This window comes from uncultured Sphingomonas sp. (genome assembly GCF_964250165.1).
Lineage (GTDB): Bacteria > Pseudomonadota > Alphaproteobacteria > Sphingomonadales > Sphingomonadaceae > Sphingomonas.
This window is the reverse complement of the sequence record NZ_CAXUEK010000016.1, coordinates 33,821-51,794: the sequence shown is the minus strand read 5'-3', so window position 1 is coordinate 51,794 and position 17,974 is coordinate 33,821. Positions and strand designations below refer to the sequence as shown.

23 protein-coding genes are annotated in these 17,974 nt (G+C 71.9%); 5 read left to right on the top strand and 18 right to left on the bottom strand.

The features are described 5' to 3' along the window. Positions 1–280: 280 nt before the first annotated feature. The gene (locus tag ACFE64_RS05515; RefSeq protein ID WP_375391454.1) at positions 281–979 is read left to right on the top strand and encodes an SDR family NAD(P)-dependent oxidoreductase; all 699 of its coding nucleotides are present in this window, start codon (positions 281–283) and stop codon (positions 977–979) included. A gap of 16 nt (positions 980–995) precedes the next feature. Beyond that, on the top strand, positions 996–1,931 hold the full coding sequence (locus ACFE64_RS05510; protein WP_375391453.1) for a 50S ribosomal protein L11 methyltransferase: 936 nt from the start codon (positions 996–998) through the stop codon (positions 1,929–1,931). A gap of 4 nt (positions 1,932–1,935) precedes the next feature. Here ACFE64_RS05510 and ACFE64_RS05505 read toward each other — a convergent pair whose 3' ends face one another. The 3 genes from ACFE64_RS05505 to phhA form a co-directional block, all read right to left on the bottom strand. Then, positions 1,936–2,127 (bottom strand): hypothetical protein, encoded by a 192-nt coding sequence (locus ACFE64_RS05505; protein ID WP_375391452.1) that lies wholly within the window; start codon positions 2,125–2,127, stop codon positions 1,936–1,938. A 346-nt stretch (positions 2,128–2,473) separates the two neighbouring features. Then, positions 2,474–3,316: a hypothetical protein gene (locus ACFE64_RS05500; protein WP_375391451.1), complete on the bottom strand. Its 843-nt coding sequence runs from the start codon at positions 3,314–3,316 to the stop codon at positions 2,474–2,476. Next, positions 3,313–4,185 carry a phenylalanine 4-monooxygenase gene (phhA, locus tag ACFE64_RS05495; protein WP_375391450.1) on the bottom strand — a complete coding sequence of 291 codons (873 nt, stop codon included), beginning with the start codon at positions 4,183–4,185 and terminating at the stop codon, positions 3,313–3,315. Before phhA ends, ACFE64_RS05500 begins: the two co-directional genes overlap by 4 nt. A 30-nt stretch (positions 4,186–4,215) precedes the next feature. Between phhA and ACFE64_RS05490 the strand changes: the two genes are divergently transcribed. Next, positions 4,216–4,878 (top strand): TIGR02117 family protein, encoded by a 663-nt coding sequence (locus ACFE64_RS05490; protein ID WP_375391449.1) that lies wholly within the window; start codon positions 4,216–4,218, stop codon positions 4,876–4,878. 15 nt (positions 4,879–4,893) lie between these two features. On the opposite strand, the gene ACFE64_RS05485 is transcribed toward ACFE64_RS05490, so the two are convergent. From ACFE64_RS05485 to ACFE64_RS05455, 7 genes are all read right to left on the bottom strand, one after another. After that, the gene (locus ACFE64_RS05485) at positions 4,894–5,880 is read right to left on the bottom strand and encodes an NADP-dependent oxidoreductase (protein ID WP_375391448.1); all 987 of its coding nucleotides are present in this window, start codon (positions 5,878–5,880) and stop codon (positions 4,894–4,896) included. A gap of 138 nt (positions 5,881–6,018) precedes the next feature. Then, a complete protein-coding gene (pal, locus tag ACFE64_RS05480) occupies positions 6,019–6,534 on the bottom strand; it encodes a peptidoglycan-associated lipoprotein Pal (RefSeq protein ID WP_375391447.1) in 516 nt (171 codons plus the stop codon). 21 nt (positions 6,535–6,555) lie between these two features. Beyond that, the gene (gene tolB / locus ACFE64_RS05475; protein ID WP_375391446.1) at positions 6,556–7,908 is read right to left on the bottom strand and encodes a Tol-Pal system beta propeller repeat protein TolB; all 1,353 of its coding nucleotides are present in this window, start codon (positions 7,906–7,908) and stop codon (positions 6,556–6,558) included. A gap of 136 nt (positions 7,909–8,044) precedes the next feature. Continuing rightward, positions 8,045–8,926 (bottom strand): cell envelope biogenesis protein TolA, encoded by an 882-nt coding sequence (locus ACFE64_RS05470; protein WP_375391445.1) that lies wholly within the window; start codon positions 8,924–8,926, stop codon positions 8,045–8,047. Further along, positions 8,923–9,351 carry a protein TolR gene (gene tolR, locus ACFE64_RS05465; protein WP_375391444.1) on the bottom strand — a complete coding sequence of 143 codons (429 nt, stop codon included), beginning with the start codon at positions 9,349–9,351 and terminating at the stop codon, positions 8,923–8,925. Before tolR ends, ACFE64_RS05470 begins: the two co-directional genes overlap by 4 nt. A 157-nt stretch (positions 9,352–9,508) precedes the next feature. Continuing rightward, entirely contained in the window at positions 9,509–10,201 is a 693-nt protein-coding gene (gene tolQ / locus ACFE64_RS05460) for a protein TolQ (protein WP_375391443.1), read from the bottom strand. Beyond that, complete coding sequence (locus ACFE64_RS05455) at positions 10,198–10,659, bottom strand: YbgC/FadM family acyl-CoA thioesterase (RefSeq protein ID WP_375391442.1); 462 nt, start codon at positions 10,657–10,659, stop codon at positions 10,198–10,200. Before ACFE64_RS05455 ends, tolQ begins: the two co-directional genes overlap by 4 nt. 93 nt (positions 10,660–10,752) lie before the next feature. Here ACFE64_RS05455 and ACFE64_RS05450 point away from each other — a divergent pair, with 93 nt between their 5' ends. Then, entirely contained in the window at positions 10,753–11,175 is a 423-nt protein-coding gene (locus tag ACFE64_RS05450; protein WP_375391441.1) for a hypothetical protein, read from the top strand. After that, positions 11,172–11,381 (top strand): helix-turn-helix transcriptional regulator, encoded by a 210-nt coding sequence (locus ACFE64_RS05445; protein ID WP_375391440.1) that lies wholly within the window; start codon positions 11,172–11,174, stop codon positions 11,379–11,381. The genes ACFE64_RS05450 and ACFE64_RS05445 overlap by 4 nt, the downstream gene beginning before the upstream one ends. Here the strand turns inward: ACFE64_RS05445 and ACFE64_RS05440 are convergent. The 8 genes from ACFE64_RS05440 to ACFE64_RS05405 all read right to left on the bottom strand — a co-directional run bounded on the left by ACFE64_RS05440 (position 11,378) and on the right by ACFE64_RS05405 (position 17,859). After that, positions 11,378–11,944, bottom strand: coding sequence for a hypothetical protein (locus ACFE64_RS05440; RefSeq protein ID WP_375391439.1), 567 nt, complete (start codon positions 11,942–11,944; stop codon positions 11,378–11,380). The genes ACFE64_RS05445 and ACFE64_RS05440 overlap by 4 nt on opposite strands. Positions 11,945–12,000: 56 nt before the next feature. Next, positions 12,001–12,678, bottom strand: a complete 678-nt coding sequence (locus tag ACFE64_RS05435) for a hypothetical protein (protein ID WP_375391438.1) — start codon at positions 12,676–12,678, stop codon at positions 12,001–12,003. 86 nt (positions 12,679–12,764) lie between these two features. After that, complete coding sequence (locus tag ACFE64_RS05430; RefSeq protein WP_375391459.1) at positions 12,765–13,751, bottom strand: NAD(P)H-dependent flavin oxidoreductase; 987 nt, start codon at positions 13,749–13,751, stop codon at positions 12,765–12,767. Between the two features lie 106 nt (positions 13,752–13,857). Beyond that, on the bottom strand, positions 13,858–14,838 hold the full coding sequence (locus ACFE64_RS05425; RefSeq protein WP_375391437.1) for an aldo/keto reductase: 981 nt from the start codon (positions 14,836–14,838) through the stop codon (positions 13,858–13,860). A gap of 107 nt (positions 14,839–14,945) precedes the next feature. Continuing rightward, positions 14,946–15,416 carry a hypothetical protein gene (locus ACFE64_RS05420; protein WP_375391436.1) on the bottom strand — a complete coding sequence of 157 codons (471 nt, stop codon included), beginning with the start codon at positions 15,414–15,416 and terminating at the stop codon, positions 14,946–14,948. A 3-nt stretch (positions 15,417–15,419) separates the two neighbouring features. Beyond that, the gene (locus ACFE64_RS05415; protein ID WP_375391435.1) at positions 15,420–15,947 is read right to left on the bottom strand and encodes a demethoxyubiquinone hydroxylase family protein; all 528 of its coding nucleotides are present in this window, start codon (positions 15,945–15,947) and stop codon (positions 15,420–15,422) included. Then, the gene (locus tag ACFE64_RS05410; protein WP_375391458.1) at positions 15,944–16,411 is read right to left on the bottom strand and encodes a disulfide bond formation protein B; all 468 of its coding nucleotides are present in this window, start codon (positions 16,409–16,411) and stop codon (positions 15,944–15,946) included. The genes ACFE64_RS05415 and ACFE64_RS05410 overlap by 4 nt, the downstream gene beginning before the upstream one ends. 92 nt (positions 16,412–16,503) lie before the next feature. After that, positions 16,504–17,859 (bottom strand): S41 family peptidase, encoded by a 1,356-nt coding sequence (locus ACFE64_RS05405; RefSeq protein WP_375391434.1) that lies wholly within the window; start codon positions 17,857–17,859, stop codon positions 16,504–16,506. Positions 17,860–17,974: the final 115 nt, after the last annotated feature.

The following is a 17,974-nucleotide window of genomic DNA, read 5'->3' as shown; positions in this document are numbered from 1 at the left end:
CATCCGCGAAGATACCGAAACCGTCGCTGCCGAAATCGATCGCCTCGGACAGGGACTCGGCGAGGTCGACGACCAGTTCGGCGGGCTGAAGACCGCCGCCGACGGATTCCTCGACCGGGCGGCGTAACGGACTTCCCTCTCCCTTCAGGGGAAAGGGTGGCCGAGCCGCAGGCGAGGTCGGGAGGGGGCATGGCAGCGCGCTGTCCACTGCCCCTCTCCGGCCGTCGCTGCGCTCGGCACCCTCTCCCCTGACGAGGAGAGGGAAGCTAAGGCCGCGGGCATGACCACCATTCTCCTCACCGGCTCCTCGCGCGGCATCGGCGCGGCGTGCGCGGCGGCGCTGACCGCGGCGGGCGCACACGTGATCGGGCACGGCACCGCGAGCGGCCTCGCCGCCGACCTGGCCGACCCGGCCGCACCCGCCGATCTCTGGGCGCGCGCGCTCGACGCGGCGAGCGGACGCATCGACGTGCTCATCAACAACGCCGGGGTGTTCGAGCCGAACCCGCTCGATGCGGACCACGACGCCTGGGTCGCGGGCTGGGAGCGCACGCTGCGCATCAACCTGACCGCCGCCGCCGAGCTGAGCCGGCTGGCAGTCAATCACTGGCGGGATGCGGGCCGCGGCGGGCGGCTGGTGAACGTGGCCAGCCGGGCCGCGTACCGGGGCGACTCGCCGGCACACTGGCATTATGCCGCCGCCAAGGCGGGGATGGTGGCGATGACCAAGACGATCGCGCGGGGCTATGCCGCCGACGGCATCCTCGCCTTCGCGGTCTGCCCGGGCTTCACCATGACGGGGATGGCCGAGGACTATCTCGCCAGCCGCGGCGGCGACAAGCTGCTCGCCGACATCCCGCTCGGCCGCGTCGCGGAGCCCGCCGAAGTGGCGGCGGCGGTGCGCTTCCTGGCGGTCGACGCGCCGGCGTCGATGACGGGGGCAGTGCTCGACGTGAACGGCGCGAGCTATGTCCGCTGAGCGGCCGCAAGCGGCAGTGGCAACTGCCTCCGCGTCCGGCGGCGCGATTGACCAGGGAAGCTGGAAGCTGACGCTGCCCTGCACGAAGGCGCAGGCGGAGGCGATCGCGCTGGCCGAGATCGACGGCGCGGTGCTGGTGACGACGGAAGAGGACGAGGGCGCCGGGCGTTGGCGGCTGGACGCCTATTTCGAGGGCGAGCCGGACGCGGCGACGCTGGCCGCGGTGCGCGCGCTCGCGGGTGGCCCGGGCGGCGCGCCGGAGCCGTTGCCCGATGCCGATTGGGTGACGCTGAGCCAGGCAGGTCTGGCACCGATCCGGGAGGGCCGCTTCTTCGTCCACATCGCCGCCCATGCCGATGAGGTCCCGCCCGGCGCCGTCGCCTTCCGGATCGAGGCGGGGCAGGCGTTCGGGACCGGCCATCACGAGACCACCGCGGGCTGCCTCGCCATGCTCGAAGAACTGAGCGGGGCGCGGTTCGCGCGGATCGTCGATGTCGGCACGGGGACGGGGCTGCTCGCCTTCGCGGCCCGGGCGCTGTGGCCCGCGGCGCGGGTGCTGGCGACCGACATCGATCCGGTCGCGGTGGCGGTCGCGGCGGAGAACGCGGCCGCCAACGGCGTGAGCGGCGTCGCGCTGGAGGTGCGGGACGGTGCGCGCGGGCTGCCGCCGGGCGGCTACGATCTCGTGATCGCCAACATCCTCGCGGGGCCGCTGATCGCGATGGCGGGCGAGATCGCCGCCATTGCGGCGGAGGGTGCGACGATCGTCCTGGCGGGACTGCTCTCGATCCAGGCCGAAGCAGTCGTGGCGGCGTACCGCGCGGCGGGGTGCGTGGAGCGGCACCGGCTGGAGCGCGGCGACTGGACGATCCTGCGGCTGCAAGCCGGCGCGGCGCGTGCGGGCGAACCCGCGGCGGCGGGCGACCGCGACGGCTGGGCGGCGGATCGCTAGGCGATCAGGCGAACTGGGCGTGCCAGTGGGTGAGGCCGCCCTCCTTTTCCAGGAACTTCACCAGCCCGGGCAGCCGGGCGATGGAATGCTTGATCGCCGTCGCCGCCTCGCCGTCGGGCACCGGCTCGACGTCGAACGCCAGCCCGCTGAAATGCTTGGACAGCTTGCCCTTCTGCGCGTCGGTCCAGTCGCGCATCACCGCCTGCCAGCCCGGCCTGGATCGCGTCGCGCGTCGTCGCCTGCGGATGGGCGTCGACCCAGGCCTGCAGCGACGCGCTCTCGGCGGTGTTCGTGCAGGTCTCCCGGATCCACTCCCGGTTGTGGACGACGTTGCTCGCCATCGCGCGCGCCTGATCCTTCACCGCGCGGCGGCCGCTGGTGAAACTGATGTTCGGGTGCGCCTGCTTCAGCAGGATCGCGGCGCCGAGCGCCGGCTCGGCCGGATCGAGATCGGCCAGTTCCATCGTCTACCCCCCGTGAACGACGTCCAGAGCCGTATCATTTCCGCCGCGGCGGGTAAACGAGGCTTCGTGCGAGCGCGGTCAGGGGCGCTGCCGCTCGGCGCGCGCATCGTTGCGCACCTCCGTGAGCGGCGCGCCGCCATCGGGCTTCAGCGGCGTCACGATCCGCAGGACATAACCGTCCTTCCTCGCCGGATCGACGCTGATGCCGATCACGCCACCACCGACCGAGAACAGCCGCTCGCCGGGCTGGGCGCCGCGACCGATGTCACCGAAGACGTAGCCCCATTGGTTGGCGATGGCACCGCCGACCCAGATCTGGCCCTTGATCCGCGCGATCTTGCCGAGATTCTGGACATAATAGCGCACCCGGATCGGCGCACCGAGATCGAACGGGCCGGGCTCGATCTCGCCGCCGCCATAGGGGTCGCGATCGAGGATGTAGAGCGCAGTGCCCATCAAGGCATCGTTCCCGCCGAACGTCAGACCCTCGTTGAAAAGACATACCGTTCCGATCTTGGCCGCGCCGGACTTACGCGTGGCAGCGCACCAGACGAGCTCGGGCGGCCCCGCTTCGCTCGCCCAATGCCTGTCGCGGAAGATGGGCTGGTCGGGCGTCTGCGCGGTGTTGTCGCGATCGCGCACCCGCATCGGCACGCCGAAGGCGGGGCTGCCCGCCGGCGCGACGGTGTCGCCGCCGCGCTGGATCGGGGTGACCACCCGGCCGGTATAGGCGTACCGCAGCGTGCCCTCCAGGAACGGCTCGTCACGCGCGAAGGCGGTGCGGACGGTCGGCGGCTCGGCGAAGGTGAAGGGCTCGCGGCCGGCGACCATCGTCGTCGGCTTGGCGCCGGGCACGAGCACCGTCCTGGCCAGCGCCGGCGCGACCAGGCACAGCGCGACGATGGCCGTGAACCGCTTCACACCGTCGCCTTCGACCGCGCATGATCCTGCGTCCCGAGGGTGAGGACCTCGTCCTCAGGCACGATCGCCGCGACGGGGATGTCGGGCAACGCCTTCAGCCGGTCGTAGAGCGGCGCGAAGTCGGTCTCCACCGTCACCCGCAGCAGTTCGTCGAAGCTGGGGATGACGAAATAGTTCTGCTGGAAGTCGTCGATCCGATATGCGGTCCGCATCACCCGCGCGAGATCGAAGACGACGCGGTTCGGCGAGGGATCGTCAAGCGCGAAGCGGCTCTCGGCGAAGCTGGACACGATGCCCGAACCGTAGATGCGCAAGCCCTCCGGCTCCGCGATCAGGCCGAACTCGACGGTGTACCAGTAAAGCCGGCCGAGCCATTTCAGCGCGTCGTGCGCCATCGCCCGCTGGCCGCCCTTGCCATAGGCCTCCAGATAATCGGCGAACACCGGATCGGCGAGCATCGGCACGTGGCCGAACACGTCGTGGAAGACGTCCGGCTCCTGCAGATAGTCGAGCTGATCCGGGCGACGGATGAAGTTGCCGGCGACGAACCGGCGGTTCGCCATATGGTCGAAGAACACCTCGTCCGGCACCAGCCCCGGCACCGCGACCACGCGCCAGCCGGTGAGCTGCTCCAGCCGGTCCGACAGCTCCTCGAAATGGGGGATGCCGCCGTCCGACAGCTTCAGCGCGTCCAGCCCGCGCAGATAGGCGTCGGACGCGCGGCCGGGCAGCAGGCGGGACTGGCGCGCGAACAGCGTGTCCCAGGTCGCATGCTCCTGCGCGGTATAGCGATCCCAGCCCTGCGGGATGGTCCAGTCCGCGGCAACGCCCGGCGGGGGGGCGTCCAGCCCATGCGTTTCCTCGGCCATGCTGTTCCCCTAGCATGAGGTTCGTTTCCCATGCGCAACGCCCGTCTCTCCACCCTGGTTGCCCGCCCGATCGGGGCGGCGGCGCTGCTGTGCCTGGCGTGGCTGGCGGCGGCGTTCACCGGCGGCGCGTTGCCTGCCAACGCGGGCTGGCGAGCGCCGGCGCAGGGGGTGACGATCTATGTCGAATCGAATCCGATCCATACCGGGCTGGTGATGCCCAAGGTCGCCGCGGGCGTGGACTGGCGCGGCTGGGCCCGGCCCGAAGACCTGGCCGATCCGCGCTACGCCCGCTTCGATCATGTCGCGATCGGCTGGGGGCAGAAGGACTTCTATCTCGGCACGCCGACCTGGCGCGAGGTGAAGCCGCGCGTCATCCTGGCCGCGCTGATCGGCAGCGACGCGACGCTGATGCATGTCGAGCACCTGCCGCGCCCGGCGCCAGGCCCGGACGAGCGGCCGGTGACGCTGACGCCCGCGCAGTATCGCCGCCTCGCCGCCTTCGTCATGGCCAGCTTCAGGCCGGGCGGGCGGCGCTACCCGGGCTATGGCGCCGGCGACGCCTTCTACGACGCGCGCGGGCATTATGACGCGTTCCGGACGTGCAACAGCTGGACGGGTGACGCGCTCCGGCACGCCGGCGTGCGCGTGGGGCGCTGGACGCCGCTGCCGGCCACCGTCGCGGGCTGGTTCTGAGGACCCGGCCTGCGGCTACTGCGCCATCCGCACCAGCATCTTGCCGGCGTTGCGGCCCTCGAACAGGCCGATCAGCGCGGCGGGCGCCTGATCGAAGCCGTCGAGCACCGTTTCCTGATACCGGACCTTCCCGTCCTTCAACCAGCCGGTCATGTCGGCGGCGAACCGCTCGCGCAGAGCGCCGAAGTCGCTCGCGACGAAGCCCTCCATCCGCAGGCGGCTGTAGATCATCACCGACAGGTTGCGCACGCCCTCGCGATCGCCGTTATACGTCGAGATCATGCCGCAGACCGGGATGCGCCCGCGCACGTTCATCAGCGGCAGCGCGGCGTCGAGGTGCGCGCCGCCGACATTCTCGAAATACACGTCGATGCCGTTGGGCGCGGCGGCCCGCAGCGCCGGCGCGAGCGGCTCGGCGCGATAGTCGATGACGGCGTCCAGCCCCGCGACGTCGCGCAGCCACGCGGCCTTCTCCGCCGAGCCGGTCGAACCGATGACGTAACAGCCCTTCAGCTTCGCGATCTGCGCCGCGACCGAGCCGACCGCGCCCGCCGCGGTCGAGACGAACACCTGCTCGCCGTCCTTGAGCGCGCCCACCTCCAGCAGCCCGCCATAGGCGGTCAGCCCGGTGCCGCCGAGCGCGTGCATGTAGACCGACAGCGGCAGGTCGGGATCGACGACCAGCGCCGCCACCCCGCGCCCGTCGCTGACGAAGCGGTCGCGCATGCCGCTCATGTGGCGCACCAGCGCGCCCTCGGCGAACTCCGGATGACGCGAACGGACCACCCGCGCGATGCCGCCGCCGAGCATCGCGGCATCGAGCGGCTGGTCGCGATCGAGCCGCGGGCGCATATAGGGGTCGACCGACAGCAGCAGCGTCTGCAGCTCGATCTCGCCCTCGCCAGGCTCGGCGACATCGACGGGGACGACCGCGAAGTCTTCGGGCTTGGGCATGCCGTCCGGCCGGCGGATCAGGTGGATTTCGTGCGCCTGCTGCGTCATTCTTCTCTCCTGCGATTTTACCCGACGTGGCGCCACGTTGAAGCGCCGCGGCAAAGCCGCGTCGTCGGACGGGCTTGCGGCCCGCCGGCCGTGCTGGTCAGCGTGGCGCGGTATGACCGCGCTCTCGCTGCGTGCGCCCTAATTCAGCACCACCGTCACCGCGCGACGGTTCTGCGCCCAGCTCTCCTCGTCGGAGCCGAGCGCCGACGGGCGTTCCTTGCCGTAGCTGATCGTGGTCATCCGCGCCGGATCGATGCCCTTGGCCGCGAGATAGTTCTTAGCGGCATTGGCGCGCCGGTCGCCCAGCGCCAGATTGTACTCGCGCGTGCCGCGCTCATCGCAATGGCCCTCGATCGTGACGCGCGCCTGCGGGTAGCGCGCGAGCCACGTCGCCTGCCCGTCCAGGATCGCGCGCGCCTCGGGATCGATGTCATACTGATCGACCGAGAAATGGACGGTGTCCGACTGGACCGAGCGCTTGAAATCCTCGGCCGAGCCGGGCCGGAACGCGCCGCCGACCGGCCCCGGTGGGGGCGCCTCGGTCGCCTGGCCGGTCTGCTCGGGGGGCGGCGGCAGCACCGGTGGACGCTTCTTGGCGCAGCCGGCGATCGCGACCAGCGCGGTCGCGGCGAGCAGGACGTGATGGGTCTTCATGGTTTCACTCTCCCGTCAAACTTACGGTCGTAACGGCCCCCAGGCGGGGTCCGATCCATCGAGCGGCGTGGGGATGCGGCGCTCGTTGACGCCGGTCAGGTCCACCGACCAAACGTCCGCCTTGCCGCTATTGCCCCGCCCCGAGCGGAAGAAGGTGATGACGCGACCGTTCGGGGACCAGCTCGGCCCTTCGTCCTGCCAGTCGTCGGTCAGCAGCTTTTCCCCCCCGCCCGTCGGCGACATGGTGCCGATGCGGAAGCTGCCGGCGATGCGGGTAAAGGCGATCAGGTCGCCGCGCGGGCTCCACACCGGGGTGGCATAGCGCCCGCCGCCGAAGCTGATGCGGTGCTGGTCGGAGCCGTCCGCGTTCATCACGTAGATCTGCTGCCCGCCCGAACGGTCGCTCTCGAACACGATCCGGCTGCCGTCGGGCGAATAGCTGCCACCGGTATCGATTCCCGGCGAGGTGGTGAGCCGCTGCGGCGCCCCGCCCTGGCTCGACACGCGGTAGATGTCGGTGTTGCCGGCCTGCGCCATCGAGAACAGGATCCAGCGCCCGTCCGGCGAAAACCTGGGCGCAAAGGTGGTCGTCGCGTTCGACACGACCAGCCGCTGCCGTCCCGAGCCGATGTCGTAGACGTAGATCGACGGGATGCGCCCGAGATAGCTCATGTAGACGATCGACTGCTGGTTCGGCGCGAAGCGCGGCGTCAGCACGATCGACTGGCCGTTGGTGAGGAAGCGGTGGTTGGCGCCGTCCTGGTCCATGATCGCCAGCCGCTTGATGCGGTGCGCCTTGGGGCCGGTCTCGGACACATAGACGACGCGGCTGTCGAAATACGCGCCTTCGCCGGTCAGCCGGCTGTAGATCGCGTCGGCGCATTTGTGGCCGGCGCGGCGCCAGTCCGCCGGGGGCACGACGAAGCCCTGCCGCGCCAGCTCGGTGCGCGCGGAGACGTCGTAGAGATAGCAGCCGACCGTCAGCGTGCCGTCGCCATTGGCGCGGACATAGCCCTGCACCAGCGCCTGCGCGCCGGTGCCGCCCCAATAGTCGAATTGCGGCGCGTTGACCTCGGCGAAGGTAACGGACTTGAGCCGATCGGCGGGCAACGGCGAGAACAGGCCGGAGCCTTTCAGATCGTTGGTGACGATGCCGGCGAGCTGGCGGCCGAGCGTGTCGGTCGACCCGGCGGCCGTATCGGCCGAGGCCGCGGCCGGCATGACGGGGATGGCGATCGGCATTGGCGCGGAGATGCCGCCGGTGACGGAGACCTCCAGCGGCTGCGACTGGCCCGGCGTCTGCGCCGGGGGGCCAGGCTGCTGCGCCGCGATCGAGGCGGAGAGAAGCAGGCAAAGGGGGAGGAGGCGTTTCATAGCGTCTTTCCGTCATGCCGGCCTCGTGCCGGCATCCACTCGCGCCCGCATCCAGCGGTCACGAGCAGCGCCGCGCCGCCAGCTCTGTCCACCAGTGGATCCCGGCGCAAGGCCGGGTTGACGACGGGATGCGACATCACCGCAGCGTCCACTGATAGTTGATGTTGCTCCAGCCGCCGCTCGCCGTCTGGTAATATTCCGCCGGCAGCTTGAGCGGCGTGCAGCCCTTGAACGCGGCGATGCCGAGATCGATCACCCGCTGCGCATAGCGTTCGTTGGTTTCGTCGACGCCGCCCTGGCGCACCATGTGCGGCGTCGCGGCGAGCGTGCCGTCCGGATTGAGGCGCAGGTTGAGCGTGGTGACGATCTGGTTCGCGCCCGGCCCCGGATTGACCTGCCGATCGGCGCAGGGCTGGATCTGCCGCGCGATCGCCTGGCGGATCGAGGCGGTAGGATACGGCCCCGCCTTGGCTGCGGGCGCCGTGGCGGACGCCTTGCGATCCGGCGCGTCGGCGGACAGGCCGGCGAGGAGATTGTCGCCCAGCCGATGGCCGCGCGCGTGCGACGCGGTGGCGTCGGCCTTCGCCCCGGCCGCGAGCTCCTGCGCCAGGCCCGCCAGCCGGGAGCGGCGAGGCGCCGCGGCGGTGACGGGCTTGGCCGGCGTCGCCTTCGCCGGAGCGGCCGGCGCGGGTTTGGCGATCGTGGCCGGCTTCGGTGCGGGCGCCGGCTGAACCGCCGCGGGCTTGGGCTGCGGCTGCGGCTGCGCAGGGGCGGGCGGCGGCGCTTCCTCAGGCGTGCCCTGTTCCGGCGCCACCGACGGCGCGGGCGGGGTCGGTGACGGCGGCGCGGTCGCCTCGGGCGCGACCTCCTTGACCAGGCTCACCTCCAGCGGCTGGGGCTGCGGCCAGGCGGCGGCCGGCGGCCGGCGCTGCCCCCAGGCGAGCGACAGCAGCGCGAGCAGCAGCAGGTGCCCCGCCAGCGCGACCAGCAGCCCGGAGCGGACCGAGCGGTCGCTCACCGGCCGCCGTCCTCCGGCGTAGTGATCATCGACACGCGGTTCAGGCCCGCGCGGTTGAGCTCGCCCATCACCCGCATCACCCGGCCGTAATCGAGCCCGCGGTCGGCGCGCAGGAACACCTGCGGCGGCTTGGGCAGCGCCGCCATGCGGTCGAACCGCGCCGCCAGCGCGTCCTCGGTCACCACGTCGCGGTCGACGAAGATCCGGCCCCGGCGGTCGAGCGATACCTCCACCGGCTTCTGCTCCTGCGGCAGCGCCTTGGCGCGGCTGTCGGGCAGGTTCACCGGCACACCGGCGGTGAGCAGCGGCGCCGTCACCATGAAGATGATGAGCAGCACGAGCATGACGTCGACCAGCGGCGTCACGTTGATCTCCGCCATCGGCGCGCGCCGCCGCCCGGAGGCGCGCGAGGGGAGCATCGCCATCAATTCCTCCCCGGGACGAGGAGGGGGACCAAGACGCGAAGCGGCTTGGTGGAGGAGGCCCCGATCTGGGCGACCCGCTTCGAGCCGGGCCCCCTCCACCACGCGCTGACGCGCGCGGTCCCCCTCCCCGTCCCGTGGAGGATTGGCCGCACCCCCCTCACCGCGCCGCGTCCAGCTGGCGCGACAGCGTGGTGTGGAAGCCGTCCGCGAAGCGGCCGAGGCTCGCCTCCACCCGGTTCACGGCGTGGCTGAAGCGGTTGAACGCGATCACCGCCGGGATCGCGGCGAACAGGCCGATCGCGGTCGCGAACAGGGCCTCCGCGATGCCAGGCGCGACCACCGCGAGTGACGAGTTCTGCGCCTGCGCGATGCCGGTGAACGCGCGCATGATGCCCCACACGGTGCCGAACAGCCCCACGAACGGCGCCACCGCGCCGACCGTCGCGAGGATGTTGAGCCGATCCGCCAGCCGGTCGACCTCGCCCGACGCCGCCGCGCCCATCGCCGTCGCCAGCCGCTCGCGCGTCGCCCCCTTGTCCACCACCGCGCCGGCGGTGGACCGCCGCCACTCCGCGACGCCCGCTGCCAGCACGCGGGCGGACGGCAGCTCGGCCTCGTGATGCGCCTTGTAGAAGGCGTCGATGTCGTCCGCCTTCCAGAAATCGCGCTCGAACGTCGCCATGGCGCGCCGCGTCCGGCCCAGCCGTCGCCAGAAGCTCCAGATGATGCCCCACGTCCACACGCTGGCGAGCAGCAGCCCGCCCATCACGATCCGCACCACCCAGTCGGCATGGATGAACAGCGCGATCGGCGAGAGCGAGGCGGGATCGGTGACGAGGACGGGGTTCACTGCAGCTCCTGTGGCGCGACGAGGCGGCGATAGGCGGCGAGCCACCCGGGCGGCTGACGGCGCGGCCGCCCCGATGGCGCGACCAGGGCCGCGGTCACGCAGGCGTCGGCGAGCATGACCGTCCCGCGGCTGACCCGTTGATGAACGACCAGGCTGGCGCTGCGCAGCCGCGTCAGCCGCGAGGCGACGACCAGCGCGTCTTCCAGCCGCGCCGGGGCGACATAGCGGATGCGGAGCTCGGCGACGGCATAGGCCCCCTCGCCGCGCTCGAACGCCGCGCGCTGGTCGACGCCGGCGAGCCGCAGCATGTCCGAGCGCGCCCGTTCCAGCCAGCGCAGATAATTGGCGTGATAGGCCACACCCGACAGGTCCGTATCCTCGAAATAGACGCGCACGGGAAAGCGATGCTCGATCCCGTCGAACCGCCCGGCGATCGGCTGGTCCTCACCCGCATCCATGGCTCGCCATTAACCCTGCGGGAGTCGGCATGAAACCCTCTTGCGACATGTAACTCGTAGGTTACATGTCACCTATAGGTTACGGAGATTCGCGTGTCCACGATCGAACTGGCCGACCGCATGAGCCGCGCGCGCGCGACGGTGTTCCTGTTCTTCGCGGCCGTGATCCTGCTCGCCCTGTGGTTCAGCTTCGGCCCGAGCGGGACCGATTTCTTCCAGGGCCTGTGGTTCGGGATCACGCTCGCGTCCGTGCTCAACCTGCTGCCGATCAAGCGCTGGCTGCGGCCGGGCAGCCTCGTCGCGCGACTGATGGACGACGAGGCGGTGCGCGAGCACCGGCGCATGAGCTGCACCGCCGGGTTCTGGGCGGCGACCACGGCCGCGTTCGCGGTGGCGCTGATCGCGCATGACGCGCCGCCCGTCTCCGCATTCGACGCGGCGCGGGTGGTGGCGACGGCCGCGGTGGTGGCCGCGCTGGTCAGCTTCGCGACACTGGAGCTGCGTGCGGGCGCGTGAGCGAGCGGCTCGCCAACGACCTGCGCGCCGCGCGCGAGGCGCTGGGCCTGACCCAGGCGGCGCTCGCCGAGCAGGTGGGGGTCAGCCGGAAGACGGTGAATACCGTGGAGAACGGCGTGTTCGTGCCGTCGACGCTGCTGGCGCTCAAACTGGCGGCGGCGCTGGGCCGGCCGGTGGAGGCGCTGTTCCGGGTCGAGGGCGGCTAGCGGCTCGCCACCAGGATCGCGGGCGACTCCGCCAGCGCACGCGCGCTCACCTCCAGCCGCGGCGGCGCGAACGGGCGGTCGAGCGCAGTCAGGTGCTCGGGCGCGGCGGCGGCGAGCGCCGGATCGTCGGCGCCTTCGATCGCGGCGAAAGCCGCCTCGGCGGCGGCGCACAGCCCCGCCCGGCCCCGCGCCTGGCCGAAGAAGTTGTACAGCCGCGTCTGCGCATCGTCATAGCGGTCGCGCCAGTCGCCGCCCGCGGTGCGGAACTCGCTGAGATACGCCGCCTCGGCTGCGCGCAGCCCCGCCGCGTGGCCGGCGAGCAGGGCGTTGTAGCGGGCGACCAGCGCCGCCTCGCCCGGCCCGCGACACGCGATCGCGGCGACATTCAGCCCGGCGCGCAGGTGCCACAGCGCGGCCGCCGGGCTCAGCCCGGCATTGATCGGCGTCGGGGCGGGCGACGGTTCGACGGCCACTGGCGGGGCCGGAGCGACGGGAAAGGCGGGCCGCCCGGCGCAGCCGGCCAGCGCCAGCGTGGTGAGACAGAGCAAACGGCGCATCGCCATCGCGGACCTCCGAACGGGCCGGTCCTGCGCCGCTTGTGGTTAGCGGGCGGTAAAGATCAGCGCGCGGGCGTGCCCGGCGTCGGCACCGCGGCGAACGCCACCTGCGGGGCATGCGCGGCGCGCCAGGCGGCCAGGTCCGCGCGATACCGATCGACCGCGGCGAAGAAGGCGAGGAACGGCTGCTCCAGCCGCGGCAGCGCCGCCGCCGCGAACGGGCCGAACGCGGACGGCTCGGTCACGGCCGCGTCGCGCAACACCGTGTCCGCCGCCGCGCAGAAGGCGTCGTGCACCGCCGGCTCTCCCCAGAAGGCCCGCAGCCGGGCGGTGTCCTCATCGAGGCGCGCGCGCCAGGCGACGCCGTACTGCGCCTTGTAGCCCGCGACCGTCCCGGCCGAGGCCGCCGCCACCGCCGCGCGTTCGGTGGTGAGAAGCGCGTCATAGGCCGCGACGATGGCCGCCGCGCCGTCGCCACGACACTCGCGCGCGGCAACGGCAAGCGCCACGCTGAGCTGCCACGCCGTCGCCGCCGAGCCAAGCCCGCGACCGGGGGTAAGATATCCCGCCGCATCGCGCGCCGGCGGCACGAACGACGCCGTGAACCCCGTGGGCGCCGGCGGCGGCGCCGCCGTCTCGCCGCCGGTCACGATCACGCCGGACGACGACCGGGCCGCCGCCGGCGCACCGCTGGCCGCCGCCATTGCCGCGATCGTCGCTCCGATCCATCGTCTGCCCATGCCGCGTGCCCTCTGTCCGCTGCCGCATCTTGGGCACGAACAGGGTTACGGCAGCGTCAGCCGACATGGTTAACGTCGGCGCGACCTTACGCCGCGCGCCGCGCCAGCGCGACCGCCGCCTGCGCCATCAGCTGCGCCAGGATCGCGGCGGCCGGCTCCTCGCGCGTGACCATGCCCACCGACTGGCCCGCCATCACCGAGCCGTGCTCGACGTCGCCGTCGATCACCGCCCGGCGGAGCGCGCCGGCCCAGTAATGCTCGATCTCCAGCTGCGCCTCGGCCATCGCCACCCCCTCCTCGTCCAGGCGCTGCGCGACCTCGCGCTGCTTGGCGGTGAACAGGTCGGCACCGGCGTTGCGGAGCGCGCGCACCGGGATGACGGGCAGGCGCGGGTCGAGCTGCACGCTCGCCACCGCGTCGCGCGCGGAGGCGCGGATGAAGGCGCGCTTGAAATTGGCGTGCGCGATCGATTCGGTCGCGCAGACGAAGCGGGTGCCGAGCTGCACGCCCGCCGCGCCCATATCGAGATAGCCCGCGATCGCCTCGCCGCGGCCGATCCCGCCGGCGACGAACACGGGCACCTGCTCGGCGATCTCGGGCAGCATCTCCTGCGCCAGCACGCTGGTGGAAACCGGCCCGATATGCCCGCCCGCCTCCATCCCCTCGATCACCAGCGCGTCGACGCCCGAGCGGATCAGCTTCTTGGCCAGGCTGAGCGCGGGCGCGAAGCAGATCACCTTGGCGCCGGTCGCCTTGATCGCCTCCAGCGATCCCTTGGGCGGCAGCCCGCCCGCCAGCACGACATGGCCGACGCCGTGCCGGCCGCAGACCTCGATCAGGGCCGACAGGTCGGGGTGCATGGTGATGAGGTTGACGCCGAACGGCCTGTCGGTGAGCGCCGCCGTCGCGGCGATCTCGCGGTCGAGCAGCTCGGTCGTCATCGCCCCGCACGCGATCACGCCGAAGCCGCCCGCATTCGAGATGGCGGCAACCAGGTTGCGCTCACTGACCCACGACATCGCGCCGCCCAGCACCGCGACGTCCGACCCCAGGAAGGCAGCACCGCGCGCCATGCGGCGGTGAAGGCGGTCGGCGCCGGTGGCGATAGCGGGCGAGGCGAGCGTGTCGGTCATGGCTCGGCCTAGCGCCCGCCGCCCGCGCCCGGCAAGCGCCGCGGCCTCACGCGAACCCCGTCACGCGGTGCGGCACATAGGGCTTCTCCAGCCGCTTGAGCTCGTCGTCGCTGAGCACGATCGCCAGCGCCGCGATCGCGTCCGCCAGATGGCCCGGCTTCGACGCGCCGACGATCGGGGCGGTCACCGCCGGCTTCTGCAGCACCCAGGCGAGCGCGATCTGCGCGCGCGGCACGCCGCGGCCGGCCGCCACCTCGGCCACCGCCTCCACCACCGTGCGGTCCGCCTCGGCGGTGCGCTTGTAGAGGATCTGCGCGAACTCGTCGGTGCGGCTGCGCTCGGTCTCCTCGTCCCAGTCGCGCGTCAGACGGCCGCGCGCCAGCGGGCTCCACGGGATGACGCCGATCCCCTCCGCCTCGCACAGCGGCAGCATCTCGCGCTCTTCCTCGCGGTAGAGCAGGTTGAGGTAATCCTGCATCGTGGCAAACCGCGTCCAGCCATTGGCGTCGCTGGTGTGGAGCATGGTCGCGAACTGCCACGCCCACATCGAGGACGCGCCGATGTGCAGCGCCTTGCCCGCCTTCACGACGTCGTGGAGCGCCTCCAGCGTCTCCTCGATCGGCGTCTCGGGATCGAAGCGATGGATCTGGTAGAGGTCGACATAGTCGGTGCCGAGCCGGGTCAGGCTGGCGTCGATCTCCTGCAGGATGGCCTTGCGGCTGAGCCCGGCGCCGTTGGGGCCGGGGCGCATCCGGCCGTGGACCTTGGTGGCGATCACCGCCTCCTCGCGCGGCAGGAAGTCCTTGAGCGCGCGGCCGACGATCTCCTCCGACGAGCCGTCCGAATAGACGTTGGCGGTGTCGAAGAAGTTGATCCCGGCGTCCACCGCCTGCCGGATGATGGCCCGGCTCTGCTCCTCGCCGAGCGACCAGGGATGCCGTCCGCGGTCCGGCTCGCCGAAGGTCATGCAGCCGAGGCAGAGGCGCGACACGTCGAGGCCCGTCGTGCCGAGTTTGATGTAGTCCATGGCGCTTCTCCGATCCCTGCGCCAACCCGCCGGGACACGACTCGATCCCCCACACCGACCAGTCTCGCCGGACCGGGAGCCCCGGGTGCAGCCGGATGGGCGGCGCGTCAGGGCGCCCGGCTCGCCTCCACCTGGCGCTGCTGGTTCTCCGCCCGATCCGCGCGCGCGGCCTGGAGGAAGCAGCCGGACTGGCCGCCCGGGCCGACTGTCGAGCAGCTGCCGATCGAGTTCACGCCCGTGCCCGCCGCCAGCGTGGCCTGCGCCTTCGCCGCCCAGGCCCGGTTCTCCGGCGTCACCTGGAACTCGCGCAGCTCCTTGGGCACGCGGAACTGCTCGGCGGCGCTGCGGCGCTCGCAGACCACGATCTCGTTGCCCTCGGTATCGGTGGGGCAGCGCTGGTTGCCGTAGAGCACCAGCACGCCGTTGATCGGCGCGCCGCGCGCGACCTCGGCCGGCCCGCCCGGCGTCGCCGGCTTGGCGGCGCCGGGTAGCGCCGCCGTGTGGGGCGCGGGCGCGGCCGTCTGTTGCGCGACGACGGGCGTGGCGAGCGCGAGCGCGAGAAGGGCGAACCTGGTCATGCGTCAGATCCTCGTCGCGGCCGCGATCGCGACCTTGCAGCCGAGCCGGATCAGCCCGCTCAGCACCGGATAGCCGAAGGCGCTCTCCGCGCCGTGCGCGAGCGCGTGATCGCGATGCTCCAGCTCCTCGGCCTGGAACTCGGCGATGGCGTCCGACAGCTCGGGGTCGCGCTCCCCCAGCTGCTCGAGCTGCTGCTGATAATGTTTGTCGATCTCGGTCTCGACCGCGGCGGTGCAGGCCATCGCGGCGTTCGGCCCGATCGCGGCCGTCACCGCCCCCAGCGCGAACCCCGCGACGTTCCAGAAGGGCTGGAGCAGCGTCGGCCGCACACCCCGCGCGGCGATCAGCCGGTCGAAGAAGGCGCGGTGCTTCTCCTCCTGCTCGGCCATGTGGTGGATGGCGCGCGCGGCCGGATGGCGGTCGCCCAGGATCGCGAGCTGGCCGGCATAGATGCGCGTCGCGCCATATTCGCCCGCCTGGTCGACGCGGATCATCGCGTCGGTGCTCTCGGTACGGTCGCCGGGTCTCATCGCGCCCTCCGCACCAGCGCGAGGATCGCCGCCGCGCCGCCGAGCGAGAGGACGGCGTTGAACCCGGCCAGGGAGACGCCGAACAGCGCCCATTGCGGCACGTCGCAGCGCACCACCGGCTGGCGCAGCAGCGCATCGAGCCGCTCCGCCGCGGTCGCGCCGGTCAGCGCGGTGGGCGCCGTGCAGGCGGTGAAGCCGCGCCACCAATGCTGCTCGACGCCCAAATGCAGGACGCCGATCACGCCCGAGGCGGCGATCAGCAGCGCCGCCAGTGCGACCAGCGCGACGCGCGTGTTGCCGCGCGTGCCGAAGGCGAGCGCGGCGACGGCGAGCGCAGCGTAATGCGGCCAGCGCTGCCAATGGCACATCTCGCACGGGACCAGCCCGCCGATCAGCTGGAATCCCCAGGCGCCCGCGAGCAGCGCGGCGGGAAGCAGGAGCGCGAGGAGGTTGGCGGTGGCCAGGCGATCGGCCCGAGCGGGTCCGAAACCGCCCCGCCCGCCGAGCGGGGACCGCCCCTCGCCGGATTTGGGGCGAACCGAAAGGGGCGCTGAGCTCACTTGGCGGTCGCCGCCGCCGGGATCGGCCGTGGCTTGGTCGCGGCGGCCACCTGCGTCGCGCCGCCCAGCCGCGCGACCGTCTTCAGCGCATAATATAGCTGGAAATCGTCCACGCCCTGCTTCTTCAGCTGATCGGGCGTCTGGGCGAACCGGGGATCGTCCTTGGTGTCCTCCTCGAGCACCGCATTGTCGGCCTTGATCTCGTTGATGAGGTGGCGGCGCAGATCCGCCTCGCGGAACACGGGGCGGCTCTTGTAATCGGGGTCGGTCAGCTCGGGCACCCGGATGTCGGGCTCGATCCCGCCCTCCTGCACCGAGCGACCCGATGGCGTGTAATAGCGCGCGGTGGTGAGGCGCAGCTGCGTCTGCGGGCCGAGCGGGATCAGCGTCTGCACCGAGCCCTTGCCGAACGAGCGCGTGCCCATGATCAGCGCGCGGTGATGGTCCTGCAGCGCGCCGGCGACGATCTCGCTGGCCGACGCGGTGCCGGCGTTGGTGAGGACGACCACGGGCAGGCCATGCGCGTCGTCGCCCGGCTTGGCGTAATAGCGTTCGATGTCCGTCTTCTCGCGCCCGCGCTGCGAGACGATCTCGCCCCCGGTCAGGAAGGCGTCGGAGACCTCGATCGCCTGGGTCAGCAGCCCGCCGCCATTGTCGCGCAGGTCGACGACATAGCCGAGCGGGTGGTGGCCGAGCGACTTGTCGATCGCCATGATCGCGCCGCGCGTGTCGGCGCCGGTCGCCTCGGAGAAGGAATTGATGTTGATATAGCCGACGTCGCCGCGGACCTCCCACTTGACCGGCTTCTGGATGATGACCTCGCGCACCAGCGTGACGTCGATCGGCTTGTCGTGGCCGGGGCGGACCAGCGTCAGCGCGATCTTGGTGCCGGGCTTGCCGCGCATCGACGCGACCGCCTCGTCCAGCGTGCCGCCGAACAGCAGCTTGCCGTCGATATGGGTGATGTAGTCGCCTGACTTGATGCCGGCGCGATAGGCGGGCGTGTCCTCCTGCGGGGCGACGATCTTGACCGCACCGTCCTCCATCGAGACGGTAAGCCCCAGCCCGCCGTAATTGCCCTCCGTCATGATGCGCAGGTTGTCGTAATCGAGCGCGTCGACATAGCTGGAGTGCGGGTCGAGCGAGGTCAGCATCCCCTGGATCGCGCCCTTGATCAGGGCCTTGTCGTCGACCTTGTCGACATAGTCCGCCTTGATGCGGTTGAAGACCTCCAGGAACTGGTCGAACTCGTGATAGGTCTCGGTGTCGACCGCCGCCATCGCCGCGGTGGCGAGCGGCACCAGCGCCAGCGCGGCGACCAGGGCGACGGGAGCGAAGGACAGGCGGGGCATCGGCGGGTTCCTGGGCGGGTCGACCGCCCGTCTACTGCAGGGAGGTGCCGGACCAAAGCGCCGGCGCGGTGAACAAGGGCTGACCGGATGCGGGCGCAAATTCGAGCAAGCCGGG

What these genes read in the sequence shown, in the direction of transcription:
- ACFE64_RS05515 (WP_375391454.1), top strand. Translation starts at nt 281, where the DNA reads ATGACCACCATTCTCCTCACCGGCTCCTCGCGCGGCATCGGCGCGGCG.
- ACFE64_RS05505 (WP_375391452.1), bottom strand. Translation starts at nt 2,127, where the DNA reads ATGCGCGACTGGACCGACGCGCAGAAGGGCAAGCTGTCCAAGCATTTC.
- phhA (WP_375391450.1), bottom strand. Translation starts at nt 4,185, where the DNA reads ATGGCCGAGGAAACGCATGGGCTGGACGCCCCCCCGCCGGGCGTTGCC.
- ACFE64_RS05490 (WP_375391449.1), top strand. Translation starts at nt 4,216, where the DNA reads ATGCGCAACGCCCGTCTCTCCACCCTGGTTGCCCGCCCGATCGGGGCG.
- ACFE64_RS05485 (WP_375391448.1), bottom strand. Translation starts at nt 5,880, where the DNA reads ATGACGCAGCAGGCGCACGAAATCCACCTGATCCGCCGGCCGGACGGC.
- pal (WP_375391447.1), bottom strand. Translation starts at nt 6,534, where the DNA reads ATGAAGACCCATCACGTCCTGCTCGCCGCGACCGCGCTGGTCGCGATC.
- tolB (WP_375391446.1), bottom strand. Translation starts at nt 7,908, where the DNA reads ATGAAACGCCTCCTCCCCCTTTGCCTGCTTCTCTCCGCCTCGATCGCG.
- tolR (WP_375391444.1), bottom strand. Translation starts at nt 9,351, where the DNA reads ATGGCGATGCTCCCCTCGCGCGCCTCCGGGCGGCGGCGCGCGCCGATG.
- ACFE64_RS05455 (WP_375391442.1), bottom strand. Translation starts at nt 10,659, where the DNA reads ATGGATGCGGGTGAGGACCAGCCGATCGCCGGGCGGTTCGACGGGATC.
- ACFE64_RS05440 (WP_375391439.1), bottom strand. Translation starts at nt 11,944, where the DNA reads ATGGCGATGCGCCGTTTGCTCTGTCTCACCACGCTGGCGCTGGCCGGC.
- ACFE64_RS05435 (WP_375391438.1), bottom strand. Translation starts at nt 12,678, where the DNA reads ATGGGCAGACGATGGATCGGAGCGACGATCGCGGCAATGGCGGCGGCC.
- ACFE64_RS05430 (WP_375391459.1), bottom strand. Translation starts at nt 13,751, where the DNA reads ATGGCGCGCGGTGCTGCCTTCCTGGGGTCGGACGTCGCGGTGCTGGGC.
- ACFE64_RS05425 (WP_375391437.1), bottom strand. Translation starts at nt 14,838, where the DNA reads ATGGACTACATCAAACTCGGCACGACGGGCCTCGACGTGTCGCGCCTC.
- ACFE64_RS05420 (WP_375391436.1), bottom strand. Translation starts at nt 15,416, where the DNA reads ATGACCAGGTTCGCCCTTCTCGCGCTCGCGCTCGCCACGCCCGTCGTC.
- ACFE64_RS05415 (WP_375391435.1), bottom strand. Translation starts at nt 15,947, where the DNA reads ATGAGACCCGGCGACCGTACCGAGAGCACCGACGCGATGATCCGCGTC.
- ACFE64_RS05405 (WP_375391434.1), bottom strand. Translation starts at nt 17,859, where the DNA reads ATGCCCCGCCTGTCCTTCGCTCCCGTCGCCCTGGTCGCCGCGCTGGCG.